The following is a 25044-nucleotide window of genomic DNA, read 5'->3' as shown; positions in this document are numbered from 1 at the left end:
TTTTACATCCATGTCTTAATTATTATCAAGTTGTTGCTGGGCAAAATAGATAAACGCTTGCATATAAGAGTGCATATCACCTGCGTCATAACTATCGCCGCGCATTGTCGTGACATTGACGCCATACTGACTGATTAGAGCATCGATCGCATCGGTCAGTTGAATCTCACCGCCAACAGAAGCAGTAGTATTCGCCAGATAATTAAATATCTGATTGCTAAATACGTAGCGGCCTACGACAGCCAGCCGAGATGGCGCCTTATCTAGGCTAGGTTTTTCTACAAATCCTGCAACTTTAAAACTCATATTTTCTGAAGTATTATCGTTTTGGGTAGCAAAGTCTTGACTGAGCTTAGCAATACCGTATTTATGTACGTCTTCGTCAGCCACTTGATCCACTAGTATTTGCGAATGCCTATCATCAGCAAACTGTTTAATCATAAAAGCTAAGTTATCGCTTTGGCTATCAGTGGTAAAAGGATCCAGCACCACATCTGGTAGCAACACCGCAAAATCGTTATCACCGATAATGGGGCGCGCAGCTAGCACCGCGTGACCTAAACCTAGCGCTTTGCCCTGACGTATCATAGATACGCTGACATCCTTCGGTAACCAGTTTAAACTATCAGCAAGCGCGTCTTTGCCTTTTTGCCGAAGCTGATGATCCAGCTCTGCATTGGTATCAAAATAGTTCTCGATCGCGCTTTTTTGTGCATGACCGACTAACACGATGTGCTTGATACCAGCAGCAATGGCCTCTTCGACCACATAATGAATAGCGGGACGATTGCCTAGTGGCAACAGCTCCTTGGGTACTGATTTTGATAATGGCAACATTCGAGTGCCAAAGCCTGCTACAGGAATAACAGCATGAGTAATTTTTGTCATAAATAGAATCTGCGTCAAAAGGTTTTAGTGTAGATAAAGCGTTTTAATTAAAAGTAACATGCAATAGCATCAAATTTAAGAGGCATTATAGCCATTAGGGTTTTGACTTTGCCAGCGCCAAGTATCGCTGCACATATCGATGATAGATAGCTTAGCTTCCCAGTCCAGCAATGTTTTTGCTTTGTCAGCACTAGCGTAACAACTGGCGATGTCTCCCGCGCGGCGCTCGGCAAACTGATAAGGAATATTTTGCTCAGTTACACTAGCAAACGTATCGACTAACTCTAAAACGGAAGTCCCTTTACCCGTACCCAAATTAATGGGTAAAAATCCTACTGAGCGACTCTCTTTTGCACAGTCTTGCTGCTTTAAATAATTTAAAGCGGCAACGTGACCTGATGCTAAATCAGTCACATGAATAAAATCACGGACACCCGTACCATCAATAGTGGCGTAATCATTACCAAAGATATTTAACTTTTCAAGTTTGCCGACGGCAACTTGAGAGATATACGGCATCAAGTTATTGGGAATGTCATTTGGATCCTCACCAATTGTACCTGAAGAGTGCGCGCCTACCGGATTAAAATAGCGCAAAGTTACCAAATTCCAGTCTTTATCTGCTACTGCTAAATCTTCTAAGATGTGTTCAACCGTCAGCTTACTTTGACCATAAGGATTGGTCGCAGAACGAGGAGAGCTTTCATCAATAGGTAAAATTTCAGCATCGCCATAGACCGTTGCTGACGAAGAGAAGATGAAACTTTTAACGCTAAATTTACTCATAATGTCAAGTAGTGTAATAGTCCCACTAACATTGTTGTCATAATAAAGCAGAGGTTTGGCGACAGACTCACCAACCGCTTTTAGTCCTGCAAAATGAATAACGCCAAAAAATTCGTGTTGAGCGAATACTTTTTGTAGTGCTCTGCGGTCGCGAATGTCGCCTTCAATGAATTCGATGGACTCACCAATGAGCGTTGAGACACGATTGAGCGCCTCAACGCTACTATTAGATAAGTTATCAAAGACAACCACTTCATACCCTGCCTGATATAGTGCAATGCAAGTATGAGACCCTATATAACCTGCGCCGCCTGTGACCAGAATCTTGTGCTTCATAATATAACCAAAAGTATATAAGAATAAAAAAAGACACCTCATTGTGAAGTGTCTTTATAGTATATCAATATAATTAAATAGTTATCTGCCAAACTTATGTAGCTTTTAACGCATTACCAGCCAGTGACTTCTTTTAGCTTGTCACCTAGTTTTGAGGGATCGCGTGTATAAGCGATACCCGCGTCTTCAAAGGCTTTGAACTTTTCTTCGGCTGTGCCTTGACCACCAGAGATAATCGCGCCTGCGTGACCCATACGCTTGCCAGCAGGTGCCGTCACACCAGCGATATAACCGATAACAGGTTTAGTCACATTATCTTTAATGTACGCTGCCGCTTCTTCTTCAGCCGTACCGCCAATCTCACCGATCAAGATGATGGCTTCGGTTTGTGGATCGTCTTGGAACAGTTTTAGCGCGTCTATCTGATTCATACCTGGGATAGGATCGCCGCCAATACCGATACAAGTTGATTGACCAAAACCTAGCTTTGTCGTTTGCGCAACGGCTTCATAGGTCAGCGTACCAGAACGTGAAATGATACCCACTTTGCCTGGCAGATGAATATGACCTGGCATGATACCTATTTTGCACTCGCCTGGCGTGATAACGCCTGGGCAGTTTGGACCGACAAGGCGTACATCGCCTGCAGCTTCAAGGTAACGCTTGGCCTTTAGCATATCTAAAGTCGGTACGCCTTCGGTGATAACAACGATAAGTTTAACGCCTGCGTCTACAGCTTCAACGATTGAATCTAGTACAAAGGGCGCTGGTACATAGATGACAGACGCGTCCGCTTGCGTCGCTTCCATGGCCTCGCCCATAGTATCAAATACAGGTAGACCCAGATGCGTTTGACCGCCTTTACCTGGAGTCACGCCGCCGACTACTTTAGTACCGTACTCAATCGCTTGCTCAGAATGAAACGTACCGTTTTTACCCGTAAAACCTTGTACCAATACTTTGGTATTTTTATCAATTAATACACTCATTATTTTTTCCTACTTTTGATCATTATTTTAGTTGACGATACCTGTGGTAACTGCAGAAACGATCTTTTGCGCCGCGTCTGCAAGACCTTGCGCTGAGGTAAGCTTTAGACCAGACTCTTCTAAAATCTGTAGGCCTTTTTCAGCATTATTACCCTCTAAGCGCACGACTACAGGCACTTGCACGTCTACTTCTTTGACTGCAGCGATAATCGCCTCTGCAATCATGTCACAGCGTACAATACCGCCAAAGATATTGATCAAGACCCCTTCAACACTGCTATCTTCTAAGATAATCTTAAACGCTTCAACCACGCGATCTTTGGTCGCGCCGCCGCCCACGTCCAAGAAGTTAGCAGGCTTACCGCCGTATAACTTGATGATATCCATGGTCGCCATAGCGAGGCCTGCACCATTAACCATACAACCAATATTACCCTCTAGGGCTACGTAGTTTAGATCAAACTCTGATGCTTTAAGCTCACGCTCATTCTCTTGCGACTTATCACGCAGAGCTTCGATTTTTGGCAGACGGTATAGTGCATTTGAGTCGATACCGATTTTGCCATCGACGCAGACGATCTCGCCGTTTTCACGTACTGCTAATGGATTGACTTCAAGCAGAGCAAAATCATTGTCAATAAAAGCTTGATACGCGCCTTTCATGAGCTTTGCAAACTGATTGACTTGCTTGCCTTCTAGACCTAATTTAAACGCGACTTCGCGAGCTTGATACGGCATCAGACCCACTAGTGGATCGACGCTGACTTTAAATATCTTTTCAGGCGTTTGACTGGCAACTTCTTCGATATCGACGCCGCCTTCGGTTGAGGCCATAAAGGTCACGCGGCGTGTTGAGCGATCAACGACAGCGCCAAGATAGAGCTCAGTTTGTACTGGGTACATGTCTTCTGCGACGAGTACAAAGTTGACCGGTTGGCCATCAGAATCGGTCTGAAAGGTCACTAGATTGGTACCGATCAGCTCGTCAGCCACTTTTTTGGCTTCTTCGCGGGTTTTGACCAGTTTAACGCCGCCTGCTTTGCCGCGGCCACCAGCGTGAACTTGCGCTTTGATAACTGCGATATCCGTCGGCGTTTTGTCAAAAGCTGCCGCGGCTTCATCGCCACTATAAGCGACAATACCTTCTTGAATCGGTAAGCCGTAGCTTTTTAGCAGCTCTTTTGCTTGATACTCATGTAAATTCATTGCTTGTATCCTTCGTTATTATCTAAATAAGAGAGAGTAAAAATGTGAAATCAGGCAATTTACCATAGCAGCAGAACTCATCGTAATGAGTTCTGCTATGTTGCCTAATCAAACTATTATTTTGCTAAAGCAAAACTGTTAACTACTTACGTTTTTTGCGCTGGATAGCATGAATAGCACGTCCATCTGCTGATAGTGCCGCTTCGTGTACGGCCTCAGAGATTGTTGGATGAGCAAAGGTCATTAGTTGTAAGTCTTCAATGCTTGAGACGAACTCCATTGCGATCATACCTTGATGAACAATGTCGCCAGCTCCTGCAGAGATAGCATGCATACCTAATAGGCGATCGGTTTTGGCATCAGCGACAACTTTGATAGACCCTTGCGCTTCACTTTGTGCCAGAGCGCGGCCGTTAGCGGCTAGGTTGAATGAGCCTGTTTTGACTTCATAGCCTGCATCAGCGGCTTCTTGCTCAGTGAGACCTACCCAAGCAATTTCTGGATGGGTATAAATGACATTGATAATCGTGTCATAGTTGATCTGAGCTTTTTCACCATGAATACGCTCAACAGCCATCATGCCCTCTTCCATCGCTTTATGCGCCAGCATCGGACCGCGTACCAAATCACCGATAGCGTATACGCCATCTAAGTTAGTCTTGCACTGCTCATCAACATCGATAAGGCCGCGCTCGGTCAAGGTTACGCCACTGTCATCACCAAGTAGTTTCTCAGAATAAGCACGGCGACCGACACATACGATCAGCTTATCAAAGCTCTCATCAGACGCCTCACCTTTGTTTTCACTAGTGACCACGACTTGACCATCTTTAACTTCAGCATTGGTCACTTTGGTATCAACGCGGATATCAAGACCTTGCTTTTTGAACATCTTACGCGCTTCTTTGGCAATATCTTTATCAGCTGCTGCCAAAAACTCAGGCAAAGCTTCATAGACGACGACTTCACTACCTAGGCGACGCCATACTGACCCTAGCTCAAGACCAATGACACCTGCACCAATGACGCCTAAGCGTTTGGGAGTTTCGGTAAAATCAAGCGCGCCTGTCGAGTCAACGATATGCTCATGATCGACTTTTGCTACTGGTATATCAATAGGGATAGAACCTGAAGCCAAGATAACGTTTTTGGCAGTAATGGTGCTCTCGCTTTCATCTTCTAAAGCAACAAATTTAACTTTTTTGTCATCGCCCTTACCGTCAACTAGTGTACCCCAGCCTTGTAACCACTCAACACCATTACCTTTTAACAGTGCTGCCACGCCGCCCGTCAGTTGCTTGACGATGCCTTCTTTGCGCTCAATCATTTTTTCAATATCGATGCTCACATCACCTGTGCTGATACCATGCACATCAAGATCATGCTGGGTCGCCTCATAACGATGTGAAGTATCAAGCAGTGCTTTTGATGGGATACAACCAACGTTCAAGCACGTACCGCCAAGCGCAGGCTCGCCTTTATAGACGCGTTTTTCGATACAAGCCACGCTCATACCCAATTGACCTGCACGAATAGCGGCTTCATAACCACCAGGACCGCCACCAATGACGACTAGATCATAACTGTCTTTCATAATGAGTTTCCTTAATATTTTTATTTATTAAATGAGTGATCTATCATACGTAGACAATAGATTGTATTTATAGCAAACAAGCTTTAAATGATGCTTTATGACTATAAATGAAAAGAAGGTTGCTAGAATAGCTAAGCTGTGAAAAGGCTAAGAGATATTTATGACAACAAGCAGAGCTACTCATAGCAAAGGTAAAAAGCTTGTATCGGCAGTTGCCAATACAAGCTTTAAGACTTATAAGTCTAATAGCAGCATGGTTGGATCTTCAACCAAATCTTTGAGTGTGACCAAGAACTGTACGGCCTCTTTACCATCGATCATACGATGATCATACGACAAGGCTAAGTACATCATAGGTAATATCTCAACTTTACCATCAACTGCCATTGGGCGATCGTTGATAGCATGCATGCCTAAGATAGCCGTTTGCGGCGGATTCAAGATAGGCGTTGACATCAATGAACCAAAGACGCCGCCATTTGAGATCGTAAAGGTACCACCAATCATCTCATCAAGACCTAGCTTGCCTTCTTGCGCTTTGCCCCCAAGCTCACGAATTTTGCTTTCAACATCCGCCATGCTCATCTGATCGGTATCGCGTAGGACAGGGACGACCAGACCACGATCTGACGATACGGCAACACCGATGTCATAGTAACCGTGATAAACGATGTCATCACCATCTAATGACGCATTAACCGCTGGGAAACGTTTTAGCGCTTCTGTTGCCGCTTTGACGAATAAAGACATAAAGCCTAAACGCACACCATGACGTTTTTCAAACTGATCTTTATACTTGGTACGCATGTCCATGAGTGGCTTCATGTTGACTTCGTTAAACGTCGTCAGCATGGCGGTCTCTTGCGTTGCTGATAATAGACGTTCAGCGACGCGTTTACGCAAGCGCGTCATAGGAACGCGTTTTTCAGTACGCTCGCCTGTCGACTCAGCAACTGGAGTACCGCTATCAGACTTAATAGAGCTGTCTGATTTAAGTTTTGGACTTGCCATATCTGATTTAGTCACGCGACCATCACGGCCACTACCTTCGACATTCTTTGGATCAACGCCAGACTCTTTTGCCGCTTTACGTACTGCTGGGCTTTGATCTTTATGATCAGCTTCAGGAGCTTCTGGACGGCTTGGAGTATCACCATAGCCTTCTTGCTTAGGTTGTACGGGAGCTGCAGGCTGATCTGGGTTGACCGCTGGCGTCTCTGTCTGTGAGCTATCGCTAGTATCAGCGTCTTGTCCACCAGCATCGCCACTAGCGCCAGACTCAAACTCAGCGATCAGGTCTGCTGATTCGACCGTGTCGTCAACTTGCTTGACGATTTTGGTCACAACACCATCATCAGGAGCAACCACTTCCAATACAACTTTGTCAGTTTCAATTTCAGCCAATAAGTCATCACGACTTACTTGCTGACCTTCTGATACGTGCCATTCAACGATCGTGCCATCGGCAACCGATTCTGGAAAAACGGGGGCTTTGATCTCAGCCATCGATAAACTCCTTAGATTTGGATACTGCTCATTATTGGGTCGTGATGATAAACGTATGAGATTATATTGAGCTATCATCACTTGATTAATTTACGATATAAAAAATTTTGTTAAGACAGCTCATCAACGCTTACACCAAGACCTTTGGCAACCAATTCTCGCTGCTGCTGGGCATGTAACTTTGGCGAGCCCGTTGCAGGTGCAGCACTTGGTGGACGTGCAACCGGTTCCATAACTTTTGCTTTAGTTGGATGCGGAACCACAATACGGAACATGTGCGGTGCTAAGTAGTACCAAGCGCCTTGATTAAGTGGCTCCTCTTGCGTCCAGACGATCTCTTTTAGATTGCTATATTTTTCGATCTCACTAATCAATCGTGCCTCTGGTAGAGGATATAGCTGCTCGATACGCACAATAGCCACATGCTCGAGTCCAAGCTCACGGCGCTGTTCCAGCAAATCATAGTATACTTTGCCGCCGCACAGTACTAGACGCGTGATGTTGTCCGCATTTTGCTCATCCATCTCAGGCAATATCGTTTCAAACTTACCGTTTGCAAGTTCTTCTAAGTGTGACGTTGCCAACTTATGACGTAATAAGCTCTTTGGTGACATTACAATTAAGGGCTTACGGATAGGGCGAATCGCTTGACGACGTAAAGCATGGAATATCTGTGCAGGTGTCGTTGGCGTAATCACTTGCATATTGTCTTCAGCACACAGCTGTAAGAAGCGCTCAAGACGCGCTGAGGAATGCTCAGGGCCTTGACCTTCATAGCCATGTGGCAATAGCATAGTCAAACCACAAACACGTTGCCACTTGGTTTCACCACTCGATATAAACTGATCGATAACCACTTGCGCACCGTTTACAAAGTCACCAAACTGTGCTTCCCAGATGATCAGTGCATTGGGTACTGTGGTCGCATAGCCATATTCAAAGGCTAGTACCGCCTCTTCTGATAATAGTGAGTTGTAGGTCGCAAATCGTGCTTGCGTTTCACTAATGTGAGCTAGCGGCACATACATACTGCCATCATTGATATTAAAAATCTCACTATGACGATGCGAAAAAGTACCACGTCCTACATCTTCACCAGTAATACGCACCAAGACTTCGTCGTTGTCTACCAGTGATGCATAGGCTAGGGTCTCAGCTGCGCCCCAGTTCAGGGGTTCTTCACCTGTTTGCATAGCCAAGCGTTGTTCCATCATTTTTTGGACTTGACGCTGTAATTTGAAGTCCTCTGGCACCTCAGCCATACGGCGACCATATGTCTTTAGCTTGTCTATATCGACACCAGTTTCCCAATCATCGACCAGATCATGACCTAAATACGGTGTCCAATCTACAAATAGCTTTTCGTTGGGCTCACTGACTAACGAATTGGCAACATACTCGCCGCGATCTAAAGACTCACGGTATTCATCTTCGTATTTAGTCGCATCTTCACTGGTAATGACTCCAGCTTCGATAAGCTTGTTGATATAAATCGTACGCGTAGTCGGTAGCTTTTTGATAACCGCATACATGAGCGGCTGCGTGGCTGACGGCTCATCAGCTTCGTTATGACCATTACGGCGATAACAAAACAGATCTATGATAATGTCTTTGTCAAACTCATGACGATAATCAAGCGCAAGCTGAGCTGCAAATATCACAGACTCAGGGTCATCACCGTTTACGTGCAAGATAGGGGCGTGTACCATTTTTGCCACATCAGTACAGTACTCAGTTGAACGCAAATCTTCTTGGCGACTGGTCGTGAAGCCTACTTGGTTATTGATAACGATATGTACCGTACCACCTGTGGTGTAGGCACGCGTTTGTGACATCTGAAAAGTTTCTTGTACCACGCCTTGACCTGCAAAAGCGGCGTCACCGTGAACCACGATAGGCAGTACTGAATTACCATCTTTACCACTAAAGCCTGGCTGATCATTACGGCGAACTTGACGAGCCCGTACTGAGCCTTGTAGCACTGGCGCGACGATTTCTAAGTGAGATGGGTTAAAAGCTAGAGCCAAATGCGCTTCACCACCAGGGGTCATCACGTTTGATGAATACCCATTATGGTATTTAACATCACCTGAGCCTTTTTCTGGCTGTACTTTGCCATCGAACTCGTCGAACAAGTCAGCAGGGTTCTTACCTAATATATTGACCAATAGGTTCAAACGCCCACGGTGGGCCATACCAATGACCATCTCTTTGGTACCATAGCCACCAGCGCGCTGAATAATTTCGTCAACTGCAGGAATAAAGCTTTCACCACCTTCTAAACCAAAACGCTTAACGCCTGTATATTTACGTGCCAAATACTTCTCTAGGCCCTCAGCAGCAGTTAGACGCTCTAAGATTGATAAACGCTTTTCCTTATCGAACTCGATGTACCCCAAGTTGCTTTCTAAATACTTTTCCATCCAGCGTTTTTCTGTGCTACTGGTCACGTGCATGTATTCAACACCGATATAACTACAATAGACGCGCTCCATGATCTCGATAATCTCACGTAGCGGCGCTTCAGTCTTACCGATATTTAAATCATTGGTCGGATATATCGTATCCAAGTCAGCTTCTGACAGGTTATGATAAGCCAGCGTCAAGTCCTCTACTTCTGGCCGCGGATGCAGTCCTAAAGGATCGAGATTGGCATGACGATGACCGCGACGACGATACGCTGATATCAGCTGCTGTACGCCCATTTGTTTAGGATCAGCGCAGTCAATCTCAGTGCTTGTAGTCGTTTTAGAACTACCACCTTTATTCGCTGTTTGATTGCGCGCCAGTAACAAAAACTGGTCTTGAATGGCGTTGTGTTTGGCATCATTTGGTGATTGGTACTGTTTAAAGTAATCTTGCCAATCACTATCAACACTATTAGGATCATCTAAGAAACGCTCATAAAGCGCTTCAATATAGTATGCATTATCAGCGGCAAGTTCACTATGAACTAAGCCATCTGCTTGTTTAGTTGTACTATTCATAATAACCGTCTATTTGATAGATAAATGAATGAAATATGATAACTCTTGAAGTAGTTATTATTTATATGAGCACGAAAGACATGGCATATAAACTATTTGTTAACTTACAACGCTACCGTATTCTTTATTTGTGAATGCTCAGTTTTCTTTATAGTCTCGTCTCAAAACAAATCTTTATATATACTTCTACACGTCATAACCAAATTGTTTTAACAACTTTAGCGAGCTATTTTTTGGATAACTATATAACTTATTATTAATTCGTCATTCCTTGACTCAAAATAGTCGCTTTTGCCTATACAATTGATAATGCTACCTACCCTATCATGAGGCAAGTAGGTGATGTAGTTTGTTTATTCAATACTAAGTATTTACCTAATAAATATTTAGTATCACACTATTATACCTAATAATTCTCAAACTATAAATTTATAAAAGATTGTCAGTTCTGTAGAGCGTCTTAATCTTATCAAAAAAAACACCGCCAAGTCACTCGGCGGTGTTTTTAATTTCAAAAGACTAACAAATAAAGCATATTAGCCTGCTTGGTCAATAAGCATGTTACGTAGATGACCAATTGCTCTAGTTGGGTTGAGACCTTTTGGACATACAGAAACGCAGTTCATGATACCGCGGCAGCGGAATAAGCTAAATGGATCGTCAAGACGTGCTAAGCGTGCTTGCGCGTCACTATCACGACTATCTGCTACAAAACGATAAGCATGCAATAGCGCTGACGGACCTAAAAATTTATCAGGATTCCACCAAAATGATGGGCAACTGGTCGAACAACAAGCACATAAAATACACTCATACAGACCATTTAGCTCCTCGCGCTGTTCAGGAGATTGCAAGCGCTCGGTTGGCGGCGCAGGCTGATCGTTAATCAGATATGGATGTACCTTTTCGTACTGCTCATAAAACTGGTTCATATCGACAACCAAATCGCGAACGACTGGTAAGCCTGGTAGTGGACGAATGGTAATCTTTTCAGGCAAAGTGTTCATGTTTAACAAACAGGCTAGCCCATTTTTGCCATTGATGTTCATACCATCAGAACCACAGATACCTTCGCGGCATGAGCGGCGAAAGGTAATAGTCTCGTCTTCTTTTTTTAGACGTAGCAAGACATCAAGCAACATACGATCTGATTCTAGTAGCTCGATATTGTAAGTTTGCATACGCGGAGCTGCGTCCCGATCAGGATCGTAGCGATATATCTCAATGGTGCGGTTACCTCTGCTCATAATGCTTAACTCCACACTAGATAATGGCTGGCTTGTTAGAATAATAGCGCCTTAAGCACTCACCTAACCTATAGCTGGCGATCATCCTTTGTCATAGATGAATTGATAATATAACGTAGCTATTACTTATCCTAGTATAAATACTCATTCTAGAATAAGTATAGCGGTATAACCTACTCAATGAACTTAAAGTTAGTAAACGCGAACTTTAGGTTCGATGTAATCTACTGTCAGTGGTATCTTGCGTACAGGCTTGTAGATGATACGGTTGCCTTCAGAATACCATAAGGTATGCTTCATCCAATCGTGATCATTGCGACCGTTAGGAGCATAATCATCATCTTCTGGACGATCATAATCAGCAACACTATGAGCGCCGCGGCTCTCATGACGACTAGCAGCCGATATCATAGTGGCTTTTGCGACTTCATAAAGATTAGCCACTTCAAAAGCTTCGATACGCGCTGTATTAAATACATGCGACTTATCTGCTAGATGAATGTTTTCAACTTTTTCGCCAAGTGCCAATAGCTTCTCAACACCCTCATCCATCATCGCCTGCGTACGGAATACACTGGCATGCGTCTGCATAATAGCGCGAATCTCATCTGCCACATCTTGTGCGTTGTGACCTTCAGTAGATTGCTGCAATTTATCTAAACGTCCAACAGTATAATCAAGGACGCGCGGATCCATAGGCTTATAGTTGTGATCGTTTTGATGGAACTCATCAACGATGTGTTTACCAGCAGCACGTCCAAATACCAATAGATCAAGGAGTGAGTTGGTACCTAAACGGTTAGCACCATGTACACTTACGCAAGCGCACTCGCCAATAGCATAAAGACCCGTTACGATTTTGCCTTCGGTGTATAGACCGTCTTCATCTGTACCCGCCTCAAGATCAGGCTTGATGACTTGACCATGAATCGTGGTTGGAATACCGCCCATCATATAATGAATAGTTGGAATAACAGGAATGGGCTCTTTAGTAATATCAACGTTTGCGAAGTTCTTACCAATCTCAAATACTGATGGCAAGCGCTTCATAATGGTTTCAACGCCTAAGTGAGTCATATCCATCACGATGTAGTCGCCGTTAGGGCCACAGCCGCGACCTTCTTTGATCTCTTGATCCATAGAACGTGAGACGAGATCACGCGGCGCTAGATCTTTGACCGTTGGCGCGTAACGCTCCATAAAGGCTTCGCCATCTTTGTTACGCAAGATTGCGCCTTCGCCTCGGCACCCTTCGGTTAACAGAACGCCTGCGCCTGCAACACCTGTTGGGTGGAACTGCCAAAACTCCATATCTTCTAACGGCACGCCTGCACGTACTGCCATGCCTATACCATCGCCTGTATTAATGTAAGCGTTGGTTGAGGCTTCAAAAATACGACCTGCGCCGCCTGTTGCAAGTACGGTAATCGGTGCTTGGAATACAGCAACTGTACCTGTCTCTTGCTCTAAAGCAACAACACCGTTGATGTTACCTGCCTCATCTTTGATCAAATCTAGAGCAATCCACTCAACAAAGAACTGCGTGCCTTGCTCTAAATTTTTCTGATACAACGTATGTAATAGCGCATGACCAGTACGATCAGCTGCAGCGCAAGCACGTTGTACCGCTTTTTCACCGTAGTTTGAGGTATGTCCACCAAAGGGGCGCTGATAGATAGTGCCATCTTCGTTACGATCAAATGGCATACCCATATGCTCAAGCTCGTAAACGACTTTTGGTGCTTCGCGGCACATATACTCAATAGCATCTTGGTCACCCAGCCAATCTGAACCTTTTACGGTGTCATAAAAGTGAAAATGCCAATTATCGTTACTCATGTTACCAAGACTTGCACCAATTCCGCCTTGGGCTGCGACCGTATGCGAGCGCGTTGGGAATACCTTAGTAATAACAGCGACATTCATACCCGCTTCTGCTAATTGCAACGAAGCACGCATGCCTGAACCACCACCACCAACAATGATGGCATCATAATTCAAGGTCTTAATGTTGCTGATAGTATTATCTTGTTTAGTTGCCATTGTGATCTTCCTAGTTAGTACTCAAAATAAGTAGTACTTGTGAAGTAAATAAGGATTGTCTGATAGATTGATCTATATCTATTGGCGATATAAGAGCGATATTATTATGCATAAGGGTTGTGTTGATCATAGTAGTCAAACGCTTTGCCAAAATATGAACAATATGGTCCTTACAGCCCCCTTTATCAGTGTTAGTAGCCTGACTGTATATCCTTGTACTACTGGCAATCTAGGACATTAGGAATGACTACTATTCTATATAGTCATCGACTGACTACTTTTAAACGCTTTATCTGCTTATAAATATGACTTAACAGTTTGTATTTACAAGCAATTAACCAAAAATTAGTACTGATAAAAAAGTCATCAAGCAAACAAGCTATTGATTAAACGGCAACGACATTAAAGCCATTACCCCAAAAAATCATGATGCCCCAGAATACATAAACCAAGATAGCTGCAACCATCAAAGCTTGTAATGCTAAGCGCAAACCTGCAGCTTTTGCACCGACTTTGCTAGTAGTAATATAGTCTGTAAATACGGTCCACATACCAACCCAAGCGTGACCTGCTAGAGCAATAATCGCGACTAAGCTAAACAGGCGCATAGGTAAGCTGTTCATAAAACCGAACCACTCATAAAAGTCCACGCTACCATGAGTCAAAAAGAAGCCGAGCAGAGTTAGGCTATACAGAGCCAATACTACGGCGCCAAAACGTTGCACAATCCAATCGCGTGATCCTGAACCTGTCAAACCTGTTGCGCTTTTGATACCTGAATTATTCTTAATCATTAGAACATCACCCATATAAATGACGCGACGATCAAAATCGCAGCGATTACAAAGCTGACAACAGCAGCTGTGCGACCAGATTTTAGCTCTTCGTTCATACCCATGTCAGCGAATAGATGCTTCATACCCATCACAAAATGGTAAGAGATAGCAGCGACAAATATCCAAGCGACAAAACGCACTAACACATTGTCAAATACAGTTGCAAAGCTCTCAGGCGATGCCAAAGAAGTTTGTAGCAACCAGAGCATGACAGGGATGAGTAAAAATAGAATAATACCGGAAATACGGTGTAATATTGAGGCGATGGCGATAGGTGATTTTGCATTAACGCTAATCACCTGACTCATAGGCAGATCAATGGGTCGGTTGCTTTTCACAGCGGTCATCCTTTTGCGGTTATACTCTTGTTTTTGCTACCAAAACTTAAACTTTATAAAAGCTATAAGCACAGTGCAAATCATGAGGCGAATAAAGTAAGGAAAAGCTAATTGACCTTGTTTATTTTGTACCGATATCATCTAATCCAACCAGATGGCATTCTTAACTGTCTCAATCACTTTCATTATTAAGAATGACTTCAAGATAGACTATCTAAAAATAGAACAAATAACAAAAACATTCAAGTTATAAAGTATGTCTATCTCATAAATATCAGCGTTTATCGTAACAAAATATAAGTAGTCCGTAGGTAAGGTAACGTCATCTACTCATAACAACAAAGTTTGCTTTAGCCAAATTGTCTCAATTATAAAATGACTGAGCACTAATTACAAACTTATCCTCTAAATAATGACTTATAAAAAGGTTTTAACGCCCTATTAACACTGCGCAATACTCAGCTATTATTGCTCATTTTGTTTATAACTTGTGGTTTAGACAAAATAACTGCTATAGCTCAGCAATTATCTAGATAAAGGCCGTTTTTGAAGAAATGAGTGAACAGACATATTTTGATACAATAATAACCTCGTCTCAGTGCCACCAAATCCTATAAATCGGTGGTATGGACGCTAAAAGTCTTTTCAAATCACTACGGTTTGCTGCTAATATAGATAAGATAGCGCATTAGTTGAATTTATATCTTTGTTTGACTAGTAGTGACGCACTACCAAGCGTCGATTTTATATTTGTGTTTATAAATTAAAACCAATGGAGAGGAAATTATGGCTGATAACAATATGGCTGATAAGAGTGCCACGCTAAGTGTAGATGGTAATGAGTACCAACTGCCCATTACTGACGGTACTTTAGGACAGTCGGTTATTGATGTTGCCGCCTTACAAGAAGCAGGCTACTGGTCTTATGACCCTGGGTTTAAGGTCACAGCTCCTGTTGAATCAAAAATCACTTTTATCAACGGCGGTAAAGGTGAGCTATTGCATCGCGGCTACCCTATCGATCAATTGGCAAACAATGCTGAATACCTAGAAGTGGCTTACGCGCTCATCAATGGTGAGCTACCAAATAGCGAGCAAAAAGAAGATTTCTTTGCAAAGATTCGCAAGCATTCAGCAGTACATGATCAATTGCGTAAGTTCTTTGAAGGCTTTCGCCGTGACGCCCACCCTATGGCTATTATGGTCGGCGTAGTCGGTGCTTTATCTGCGTTTTATCACGAAGACTTAGACATCAGTAATGAGCATGATCGTGAGCTTACTGCTATTCGCCTAATCGCTAAAATGCCAACGCTAGCTGCTATGAGCTACAAGTACTCACAAGGCGAGCCGTTCATGTATCCGCGTGAAGACTTTAGCTATGCTGAAAACTTCTTGTACATGATGTTTGCCACCCCAGGTGACGTTGATTACAAAGTAAATCCTATCATCGCTGATGCTATGGACAAAATCTTTACTTTGCATGCTGATCATGAGCAAAACGCGTCAACATCTACTGTGCGCTTAGCAGGCTCTACTGGCGCAAATCCTTATGCTTGTATCGCAGCTGGTATCGCAGCCCTCTGGGGCCCCTCACATGGTGGCGCAAACGAAGCTGTGCTTGAGATGCTAGATGAAATTGGTACTGTTGAAAACGTGCCAGAATTTATGGAAAAAGTGAAAAGCCGTGAAGTCAAACTTATGGGCTTTGGTCACCGCGTGTACAAAAACTTTGATCCACGCGCGCAAGTGCTCAAAAAGGCTTCTGATGAAGTACTAGAAGCTTTGGGCATTGATGATCCAAAACTTGAGCTGGCTATGGCGCTAGAAAAGATTGCTTTAGAAGATCCGTTCTTCATCGAGCGTAACTTGTATCCAAACGTTGATTTTTACTCTGGTATTATCCTAAAAGCTATTGGTATTCCAACGTCAATGTTTACTGTTATCTTCTCACTAGCTCGTACTTCTGGCTGGATCAGCCATTGGCTTGAGATGCACAGCACGCCATTCAAAATCGGTCGTCCGCGTCAGTTGTATACAGGTGAAACCAAGCGTGATTTTGTTAAACTTGAAGACCGTAAATAGGTCTTCAAGTTTATTAAAATAAGCTCACCAAAAAATCCCGCCATAGTGCGGGATTTTTTGGTGAGCTCCAAAGTAGAGTCCGTTCACTATAAATGTTATAGATGAAGCGGCACCTTTTATCGTTTACTGCTGGAACTCTTTTAGCGTTTGCTCATATTTGGCGATTTGTTCGTCGTAATCTTTAATAGTATCGTTAAATTTACTCATTAAAGTCTCAAATTCTTGCTGCTGTGATAGTTTTAATTGCTGCATATCTAGCACTTGCTGCGCCTCTATCTGCTGCCAGACTTGACGCTGAATAATTAATCGCGCCAGTGCAGGACTCTTGGCATTGACCCTATTAGCAATCTCGGCATGCTCAAACAACTGCGGAATTAAAGCGGCAATATTGAGTAAGGTGTCGGTATCTTTTGCGCTCATCTCACTAGTGACAGGCTCATAGAGCGCTTGCATAGCTTGCTGATAGTTTTCTATGATTTGCTCCTGTGTCAACATATCAGGTTTGCGCGGCTCTAAACTAATGCGTTTGAGTACCGACAAGTCGCGCTCACCCACCTCTGTACTGGTATTGATATCAGAGCTCTTCTCTTGCGTATCCGTTGGTGCTGACTCAGCAGTTGCAGCTTGATCATTAGTTGATTCAGTAGCAGACGCTTGATTGGGTTGTGTTTGAGTGGAATTGGAGAGCAGACTGGTCTCACTCTCTGATATGTCCGCTGCTTGTAAGGACTCATACTCTGCCTGCAAGCGTCTTTGCAGCCCTAGTACTTGTTCGACGTACAAAGGCTGAAACTGCTCAATGCGAGCGGTAGCGGAATCGCTTTGAGTCACGGATTGACTGTCCTCAGCGCGCTGCTGCTCCTCTGTCTTTACCTCTTGACTCTCTGGTGCCACATCAGGGCTGGCTGGCTGATTGCATGCGGTGAGTAGCAAAGAGCCTATCAGAGTTAATGCCGTCAAATTTATCGCATGACGCGCACGCGTAGCGCCTTTATAATTAGAAGTAGGTAACAAAAATTTAAACATCAGAATACAAATCCTTTGTTAAAAATTAAAATCAGTATGGCAATCCATTGCTTATTTAGGGCATGTTTGATAATTTACAAACGGTTTTTATCTTATAGATGATTATGCACAAGTAGAAGATTAAACTATGAACGAGCTGTCAGTGTTTTTGCTATGATTTTTGGCTGGCACAACTAAAAATGGAATACAAGCTTGTAAATCCTGACAATTTTGACCGCGTTCGCGACGCAAAAAGTAATCTTGTACCATACGCGCTTGCTGCTCAATGCCATACTTAAAAAATGATTTGCCAGTTTTGAGTATGTATTGATAACGGCGATCTAAAAGCGCGCCGCGAACCACTTTGATACCCTGCTGCAACTGCCAAACGTGCGTAAGCTCATGTATCAGCCAGCTTTGTTTGCCAAGCGTGGTATGGCTAAAGTCCTCTATCCAATCTAACGGATTGAAGTAAATATTGCCATTAGGGCTAACCGCATAATTTTTGAGTACCCACCAAGCGGTTTTAAGCTTGACGGCATCAAGATTGAGACTATCGCCGAATACGCTACGTGCCAGCGCCTTCTCGCCACTGGTGAGATACCGTGATTGCGGCTTTTGATAAAAGCTTACAGTGCGTATTGCATTTAAATATCGATGCCAGCGTCTTTTATTCTGTCGATCTGTCATTATTAATATTCCATATATCGATACAACCTAGGCCCTGTTGTTTAGGTCTATTGCCGCAAACTTTGAGAATGCTATGTCCTCTACCTTTCATGCTGATACTCCACTTGCTCAGCGTATGCGCCCATCCTCTTTGGAGGCGATTATCGGTCAAACGCACCTGCTAGCAAAAGGCGCGCCACTACGACGTTTGGTAGAACAAGGCCATCTGCCCTCTATCATTTTGCACGGCGAGGCGGGTATTGGCAAGACTACTATTGCCATGCTGCTCGCTGATGCTGTAAATAGACCGTTTCATGCGCTGTCAGCACTCAATACTGGCGTTAAGCAGCTGCGCGAAGTCTTGGACACTAAGGACTCGCTGAGTTTTGAGTCGCCTGTCGTCTTTATTGATGAGATTCATCGCTTTAATAAAGCCCAGCAAGACGCTCTGCTTGGCGCAGTAGAATCAGGTGACATTACTTTGATTGGTGCAACGACAGAGAACCCCTCATTTAGTGTCAATAATGCATTGCTGTCACGTTGCCAAGTGTACCGCTTAGAGTCGCTCAATTCTGAGCAGATCCATGCGGTGTTAGATCGCGCGCTCTTAGAGGACAATATCCTTAAAAAGTTAACTATAGACTTACAAGCGCAAAAGATTATCAGCCAATTCGCTCATGGCGATGCTAGAAAAGCCTTAAACCTATTAGAGCTTGCAGTACAGACCGCTGATCCTGCGCAGTCACCACTCGTTATCGATGATGAATTGATTGGGCGCGTGGCACAGACTGCACTGGTGCGTTACGATAAAGATGGCGAGCAGCACTATGATATCGTCTCTGCCATGATTAAGTCCGTACGCGGCTCTGACCCTGATGCTGCTCTTTACTGGATGGCGCGAATGCTGGTCGGCGGCGAGCCTGCAGATTTTATCGCACGGCGTTTGGTCATTTTGGCTAGCGAAGATATTGGTAATGCCAACCCAAACGCTCTACTTCTTGCAGATGCAGCACTACGGAGCGTGCAATCAATCGGTATGCCAGAGGCGCGTATTATACTAGGGCAAGTTGTCGTTTATTTGGCGACTAGCGCTAAAAGTAACAGCACTTATAAGGCGATCAATGCGGCAATGGCACTCGCAGAAAAAGATGCCTCTGCTGTACCTCTACATCTAAGAAATGGCGTAACCAAACTTATGCAAAATCAAGGCTATGGTAAAGGCTACGCCTATCCACATGATTATCCCAACCACTATTATCCGCAGTCTTATTTACCTGATAATCTAGCCAATACCCGCTTCTATGATTTTGCTGATAACCAGCGTGAGCAACATAGCAAACAGTTTATAGATTGGCTTAAAAACCAAGCGGCGAGTAATGACTAATTTTTTAAGTTGCTAGTGTTTTTAAGTTGATATTATTTCTAAGTCAACAGTATCCCAAGGATAGTGACATTTGACTTTGAGTCATTAAGTAAGTAGCTAAAAGTACAGCGGTACGCTATAAAAGCTACTAAAACGGATAAGTCACTTGCTTTACTATGCTACAAACACTATATCTTCTACAAGATTTATAGTTATATGCTGCTGGTTTTACTAACCTATACAGCGCTTTTTTTATTCTACTGCTACAATAGGCAAATATTTCGCTTTCACCCTTTTTTTATACTGACAAATAATAAAGCATTGAGACCTTTTATGAGTTTAGATACGATTCCTGAGATTATTGAAGACATTCGCGCGGGCAAAATGGTCATTTTGATGGACGATGAGGATCGCGAGAACGAAGGCGATATCATTATGGCCGCCACTCACGTGCGCGCCGACGATATCAACTTTATGATTACTCATGCTCGCGGCTTAGTATGCTTAACGTTATCACAAGCGCGCTGTCAGCAGCTTGAATTGCCGCTAATGTCTGATCGTAACGAAGCCAAGTTTAGTACCAACTTTACGGTGTCTATTGAGGCCGCCGAAGGCGTTACCACAGGTATATCAGCAGGTGATCGTGCACGTACGATACAAGCAGCGGTTTCCTCTTCAGCCAAACCTGAGGACATCGTACAACCTGGGCATATCTTTCCCATCATGGCACAAAACGGCGGCGTCTTGCACCGCGCAGGTCATACCGAAGCGGGTTGTGATTTGGCACGCCTAGCAGGACTTGAGCCTGCAGCGGTTATCGTTGAGATTATCAATCCAGATGGCACCATGGCGCGCCGCGATGATCTTGAGATATTTGCTAAAGAGCATGATATCAAAATCGGTACTATCGCCGATCTTATCAATTATCGTATCGCTAATGAGCAGACCATTGAGGAAGTAGAGTCGCACCCGTTTGAGACTGAACATGGGACATTTACTTTGCACCGTTTTCGTGAGTTTGGTGCTGATGAGACGCATTTGGCATTGGTCAAAGGCGATGTTGGCGCAGGCGTCAGTACGGTACGTGTCCATGGGTTTCATCCGCTACGAGATTTATTCGCCGCCAAGAACGACGCCACAGGCCGCGGCGGCTGGAGCGTACAAGCTGCGATGGAAGAGATTAATGCATCTGAGCGCGGCGTGCTGGTATGGATTGGGAGCCATCAACCCATAGATTTAGGTGATGCTTTGGACAAAGCGTCGGACAATCAATCGATCTCTACTATCACTCAGCAGCCTTATCGTAGTATCGGTGTTGGTGCACAGATTTTGCGTCATTTGGGTGTGCGTGATATGCGTCTGCTGTCATCTCCGATGAAGTTCTATGCGCTATCAGGATTTGAGCTTAACGTCGTTGATTTTGTTCATTCTCCCAATCAAGAAGAGTAAGGTTTAAGCTGAAAACACGCTATAAAAAAGGCATATCAATTATTATTGGTATGCCTTTTTATTATTTAAATAATGCGCTTCATATCTTATTATCTTATAGTTTTGGAGCGTGACCGACTCTTGACTCTATCGCAACGAGATACTCTCGCTCCTTTTGCGTCCATGGTAGCTTTACTTCGCCAGTCGCGTCCAAACGCACGACTACCGCCTCAGCTGTCGCTACAATCGCCTGCTGCGCGTCACTGTAATAGCTATATTCTACGACCATGCTCGTATTGCCTAAACGCTGACAGCGTACACCGATGAGCAGAGTATCAGGATAAGTTACTGGGCGTAAATACTGACAGCTTGACTGCGCCAGCATCGTCACCATGCTGCCATCAAACATACCGAGCGCCTGTAAGTAAGCAATACGCGCCGACTCTGCATAACGATAATAGACGACATTGTTTAGATGGTTAAAGGCATCCATCTCGCCCCACTGTACCGACTGGCTATGAATAACAGGATAGTGCTTTAGGGAGTCAGGAATAGCACTTACTCCTTGCATAGCATTTAGTTGATTTGCTGCCGCATGGTTCATAATTTGCCTATTTGTGTGGGTGTTGAGCTATGAGCTATTTATTATTGGGCTGATCTAAAATTTGCGTGGTCAACAAGGGCGAGCGTGCTGGCGTATTAGCTATGAGCTTGTCTAGCCAGTTGATGACCTCCAATAAGTTTTTTGGCGCATCCATCACTGCTGTTGCTACTTTTTCAGGGTTCTTGGTATTTGTAGCTGCTTGCGCTCTAGTTTGAGAGTTAGCGGATGAGGCTATTAGGGTTTGTAGCTGCTTACGTGCTTGACGCAAATAGCTGGCAAGCTGTTGTTGATCACGCATGTTGCTCGCTTGACTGGCTAAGTTTAGGGTCATAATCACTTCATGAACTACCAGTTGTCGTCTCGTCAGCTTTGTATTATCACTATTACCCAAACGCTCATGGCTTTTATCACGCTCATGGCTGTGCAAAAACTCTTGAATATTTTGAATAGCGAGGTTCTGCAACTGCCACGGACTAGGCTGTGAAGATTGCGCTTGTAGGCGTTCGATATCTTCAGTTAAGCCTTGTTTGATAACAATAGTAAGCGCAGGCGCAATCTCATTACTCTCTTGCGCTAGCTGCCAGTGCAGTCCGCGCAACAGCTCAATAGCAGCTCTATCGTTGTCGTCAGCAAGCAACCTATCAGCAGCTTGTATTTGAATACGTAACAAATCGAGCTGATTTTGTGCTTGACTGCCCGCGGCACTACTAGGCTGCGGCAAAGTCTGCTGGCTAACTGCAAACAGGCGGTCATCCATCTCATTTAAACGGCTGACCACGTGCTCATTACTTTGCAAACGCTCTTTGATCTGATTCTCAAAACGCTGCTGATCAATATAAAGCCACACTAAAGCGATAGTGAGTAGCAAAATCACCAGCCATTGCAAGCGTATCAATAACCTATTGGCTTGTCGGCGCTGCTGATCTGCTGATGGGACTAAAGAGGACGGCTTAGGAGGAATTGACATAGAGCAGCACCGTGATGGTTTCAAGTGTTTTAGTGTTGAACATTTTAAAGCGTACGATGGTTAGAATGGATAGTAGATAGTATAGTCTCAGGCGCTAAGTCCTCTACGCGCCAGTAATCAAGCTTTGCATCATCTAACATATTAGCTAGGCGCTCGCCTAATACTATGTAAGTAAAATCATTTAGCCCAAATTTTTTTGTTACCAAAGATTTGCAAGGTGCAGCGCGCCCTTGAGTGACGATACTTGTCCAGTGCTCAAAAGCGCTACCACTACTAATAAGGACAATGGGTTTTGAGGTAGTAAAAGTCGTCTGCTCACGCCAGCGCTGATAACTCTGTTGCGCATCAACAGGCATCACGCGCTCATACCAGGCAATACTATCGATATGGACACCGCGCGCCTGTAACGTATCAACCAATAACCGCCGACCACCCAAACCGCGCCATACAAGCAATTTATCGCCTTTTTGTAGAGACTCAATCTCAGACATAGCGAGCATGCCTTCGTTGTTAGCAACCATAGGTTGTAGCACTTGATAGTTGATAGGGCGCTCATCACTTTGTAGGACAGCAGCTGTCGCTGTGCCAACTGCAATAATATGACTGGGCGCTTCATTGTTAGCTTTGTTGGGTACAAATACATCAGGCGACTGGGCTTGCAAGGCTAAAGAGTCACTGCCTGTCTGTTCTTGGACTTTTTGTTCAAGTTTTTGCCATACCCCAAGGCCAGAGGCGGCAGCCGTTGGACTAACGATGACAAGCGCCTGATAGTCACCTGCCATCCATCGCTTCATCACCTGCACCTCTTGCTCAGTAATGGCGCGTGGTTGCAAGGCAAGCATCGGCATATCAACTACGGTCAGTCCAGCGCTTTGTAGCAGATGCGTCAGCGGCGCGGCGCGCTCTACTGGGCGCGTATTGATCACTATATTTGAGGACAAAGCAGCAGACAATTGATCTAAATCGGATGACATAGACATACCATTAGGTTTGATAACGTAAATAGCCTGTTTAAAATTACATTATTGGCTTTGGTAAATGGCGGATAATATTTCATCCGCCCCTTTAGCAAGGAGCATATCTGCCACTTCAATACCCAACTCATTAGCCTGCGACTCTTGCTCATCTTGCGTACCCGTCAAGGTAATACGTTTGTCCGCTTTGAGCAATCGGCTACCATCCTCAGACCCTACGCGGCCACGTAGCCAAAGCGTGTTGCCATTATCATCATTACCGTTATCCATATTATTATCGAAACTGTCCGCCATTTGTAATACCGCAAACGCGGCAATAGGTACCTGACAGCCGCCTTGTAGATGCCTATTAAGCGCGCGCTCTGCGATTAGGCGAATACGAGCCTTGTCATCGTTCAGCGGCGCAAGTAAGTCCATTACTCGCGTATCATCTTCGCGGCACTCAATTGCAAGCGCGCCTTGTCCGACCGCAGGCAGACACATATCAATATCCAATTCACTACGAATACGCGCATCAAGCTCAATACGCTGTAAACCACTGGTTGCCAAGATAATTGCATCATAATCATTAGCATCAAGCTTACCTAGGCGCGTGCCGACATTGCCGCGCAGGGTTTTGATTTGTAAATCTGGTCGATAGGCTTTTATTTGGCACTGGCGGCGTAGACTGGCGGTACCAACGATAGCCCCTTGTGGTAGCTCATCGATACTTTGGTAGCTATTAGATACAAAAGCGTCTGTGGGCGCTGCACGGGTGCAATAAACGCCAAGCGTAAGCCCTTGTGGTAGTTGCATCGGTACATCTTTTAGCGAGTGTACGGCTATATCCGCTTGTTTATCGTACAACGCCTCCTCTAGCTCTTTGACAAACAACCCTTTACCGCCGATTTTGGCTAAAGGCGTGTCCAAAATCTTATCGCCCTTAGTGACAATTTTGAGCAAATTAATAGTCATGTCAGGATATAGTGCTAGCAGTCGATCTCGAATATGCTCAGCTTGCCATAACGCTAAGGGACTTTGGCGTGTTGCGATGTTTAGGGTAGTCAAGGCAGGTTGTCGCTGGTTACTCATAAAAGACCTCAAATCAATGTATTGCTAACGTCGTAAAGTAGGGACGCAAAAAAATACCCCTATTTAAGCATAAATAAGGGTGTGATGATACGGTATGAATGATTTGCAGCTCATGACTAATGCTC

At 44.3% G+C, this 25044-nt stretch carries 20 protein-coding genes; 3 read left to right on the top strand and 17 right to left on the bottom strand.

Annotation, left to right across the window (positions count from 1 at the left end):
• Nucleotides 1-15 precede the first annotated feature (15 nt).
• The 11 genes from ACR64J_RS00690 to sdhC form a co-directional block, all read right to left on the bottom strand.
• Nucleotides 16-888: a UTP--glucose-1-phosphate uridylyltransferase gene (locus tag ACR64J_RS00690; protein ID WP_435950038.1), complete on the bottom strand. Its 873-nt coding sequence runs from the start codon at nucleotides 886-888 to the stop codon at nucleotides 16-18.
• A gap of 75 nt (nucleotides 889-963) precedes the next feature.
• Nucleotides 964-2010: a UDP-glucose 4-epimerase GalE gene (gene galE / locus ACR64J_RS00685; RefSeq protein ID WP_435950037.1), complete on the bottom strand. Its 1047-nt coding sequence runs from the start codon at nucleotides 2008-2010 to the stop codon at nucleotides 964-966.
• Nucleotides 2011-2123: 113 nt separating this feature from the next.
• Nucleotides 2124-2999, bottom strand: a complete 876-nt coding sequence (sucD, locus tag ACR64J_RS00680) for a succinate--CoA ligase subunit alpha (protein WP_435950036.1) — start codon at nucleotides 2997-2999, stop codon at nucleotides 2124-2126.
• A 27-nt stretch (nucleotides 3000-3026) separates the two neighbouring features.
• Nucleotides 3027-4205, bottom strand: coding sequence for an ADP-forming succinate--CoA ligase subunit beta (gene sucC, locus ACR64J_RS00675; RefSeq protein WP_317199650.1), 1179 nt, complete (start codon nucleotides 4203-4205; stop codon nucleotides 3027-3029).
• Nucleotides 4206-4347: 142 nt separating this feature from the next.
• Nucleotides 4348-5799 (bottom strand): dihydrolipoyl dehydrogenase, encoded by a 1452-nt coding sequence (lpdA, locus tag ACR64J_RS00670; protein WP_435950035.1) that lies wholly within the window; start codon nucleotides 5797-5799, stop codon nucleotides 4348-4350.
• Between the two features lie 234 nt (nucleotides 5800-6033).
• The gene (gene odhB, locus ACR64J_RS00665) at nucleotides 6034-7305 is read right to left on the bottom strand and encodes a 2-oxoglutarate dehydrogenase complex dihydrolipoyllysine-residue succinyltransferase (protein WP_317199652.1); all 1272 of its coding nucleotides are present in this window, start codon (nucleotides 7303-7305) and stop codon (nucleotides 6034-6036) included.
• Between the two features lie 110 nt (nucleotides 7306-7415).
• On the bottom strand, nucleotides 7416-10292 hold the full coding sequence (locus ACR64J_RS00660) for a 2-oxoglutarate dehydrogenase E1 component (RefSeq protein WP_435950034.1): 2877 nt from the start codon (nucleotides 10290-10292) through the stop codon (nucleotides 7416-7418).
• Nucleotides 10293-10828: 536 nt separating this feature from the next.
• Nucleotides 10829-11539: a succinate dehydrogenase iron-sulfur subunit gene (locus ACR64J_RS00655; protein WP_317199654.1), complete on the bottom strand. Its 711-nt coding sequence runs from the start codon at nucleotides 11537-11539 to the stop codon at nucleotides 10829-10831.
• A gap of 192 nt (nucleotides 11540-11731) precedes the next feature.
• The gene (gene sdhA / locus ACR64J_RS00650; RefSeq protein ID WP_435950033.1) at nucleotides 11732-13582 is read right to left on the bottom strand and encodes a succinate dehydrogenase flavoprotein subunit; all 1851 of its coding nucleotides are present in this window, start codon (nucleotides 13580-13582) and stop codon (nucleotides 11732-11734) included.
• Between the two features lie 386 nt (nucleotides 13583-13968).
• Nucleotides 13969-14373 (bottom strand): succinate dehydrogenase, hydrophobic membrane anchor protein, encoded by a 405-nt coding sequence (gene sdhD, locus ACR64J_RS00645; RefSeq protein ID WP_317199677.1) that lies wholly within the window; start codon nucleotides 14371-14373, stop codon nucleotides 13969-13971.
• 2 nt (nucleotides 14374-14375) lie between these two features.
• On the bottom strand, nucleotides 14376-14765 hold the full coding sequence (gene sdhC, locus ACR64J_RS00640) for a succinate dehydrogenase, cytochrome b556 subunit (protein WP_317199656.1): 390 nt from the start codon (nucleotides 14763-14765) through the stop codon (nucleotides 14376-14378).
• Between the two features lie 792 nt (nucleotides 14766-15557).
• Here sdhC and gltA point away from each other — a divergent pair.
• Nucleotides 15558-16838, top strand: coding sequence for a citrate synthase (gene gltA, locus ACR64J_RS00635; protein ID WP_317199678.1), 1281 nt, complete (start codon nucleotides 15558-15560; stop codon nucleotides 16836-16838).
• Nucleotides 16839-16961: 123 nt separating this feature from the next.
• On the opposite strand, the gene ACR64J_RS00630 is transcribed toward gltA, so the two are convergent.
• A complete protein-coding gene (locus ACR64J_RS00630; protein ID WP_435950032.1) occupies nucleotides 16962-17864 on the bottom strand; it encodes a hypothetical protein in 903 nt (300 codons plus the stop codon).
• A 120-nt stretch (nucleotides 17865-17984) separates the two neighbouring features.
• The gene (locus ACR64J_RS00625; RefSeq protein WP_435950031.1) at nucleotides 17985-18533 is read right to left on the bottom strand and encodes a type IV secretion protein Rhs; all 549 of its coding nucleotides are present in this window, start codon (nucleotides 18531-18533) and stop codon (nucleotides 17985-17987) included.
• A 73-nt stretch (nucleotides 18534-18606) separates the two neighbouring features.
• Between ACR64J_RS00625 and ACR64J_RS00620 the strand changes: the two genes are divergently transcribed.
• Together ACR64J_RS00620 and ribBA are read left to right on the top strand one after the other, a co-directional pair.
• Nucleotides 18607-19896, top strand: a complete 1290-nt coding sequence (locus ACR64J_RS00620) for a replication-associated recombination protein A (RefSeq protein ID WP_435950030.1) — start codon at nucleotides 18607-18609, stop codon at nucleotides 19894-19896.
• Between the two features lie 312 nt (nucleotides 19897-20208).
• A complete protein-coding gene (gene ribBA / locus ACR64J_RS00615) occupies nucleotides 20209-21324 on the top strand; it encodes a bifunctional 3,4-dihydroxy-2-butanone-4-phosphate synthase/GTP cyclohydrolase II (protein WP_435950029.1) in 1116 nt (371 codons plus the stop codon).
• 94 nt (nucleotides 21325-21418) lie between these two features.
• Here the strand turns inward: ribBA and ACR64J_RS00610 are convergent, their stop codons facing one another.
• The 4 genes from ACR64J_RS00610 to hemC are packed head-to-tail and all read right to left on the bottom strand — an operon-like array spanning nucleotide 21419 to nucleotide 24919.
• Nucleotides 21419-21907 (bottom strand): acyl-CoA thioesterase, encoded by a 489-nt coding sequence (locus ACR64J_RS00610; protein ID WP_435950028.1) that lies wholly within the window; start codon nucleotides 21905-21907, stop codon nucleotides 21419-21421.
• A 34-nt stretch (nucleotides 21908-21941) separates the two neighbouring features.
• On the bottom strand, nucleotides 21942-22874 hold the full coding sequence (locus ACR64J_RS00605; protein WP_435950027.1) for a hypothetical protein: 933 nt from the start codon (nucleotides 22872-22874) through the stop codon (nucleotides 21942-21944).
• Nucleotides 22875-22918: 44 nt separating this feature from the next.
• A complete protein-coding gene (locus ACR64J_RS00600; RefSeq protein WP_435950026.1) occupies nucleotides 22919-23848 on the bottom strand; it encodes a uroporphyrinogen-III synthase in 930 nt (309 codons plus the stop codon).
• Between the two features lie 48 nt (nucleotides 23849-23896).
• Nucleotides 23897-24919, bottom strand: coding sequence for a hydroxymethylbilane synthase (gene hemC / locus ACR64J_RS00595; RefSeq protein ID WP_435950025.1), 1023 nt, complete (start codon nucleotides 24917-24919; stop codon nucleotides 23897-23899).
• Between the last annotated feature and the right edge of the window lie 125 nt (nucleotides 24920-25044).

It is taken from the genome of Psychrobacter sp. DM8, assembly GCF_051307025.1.
GTDB lineage: Bacteria > Pseudomonadota > Gammaproteobacteria > Pseudomonadales > Moraxellaceae > Psychrobacter.
Note: the sequence above shows the minus strand (reverse complement) of the source record. Positions and strands in the feature narration are given on the sequence as shown.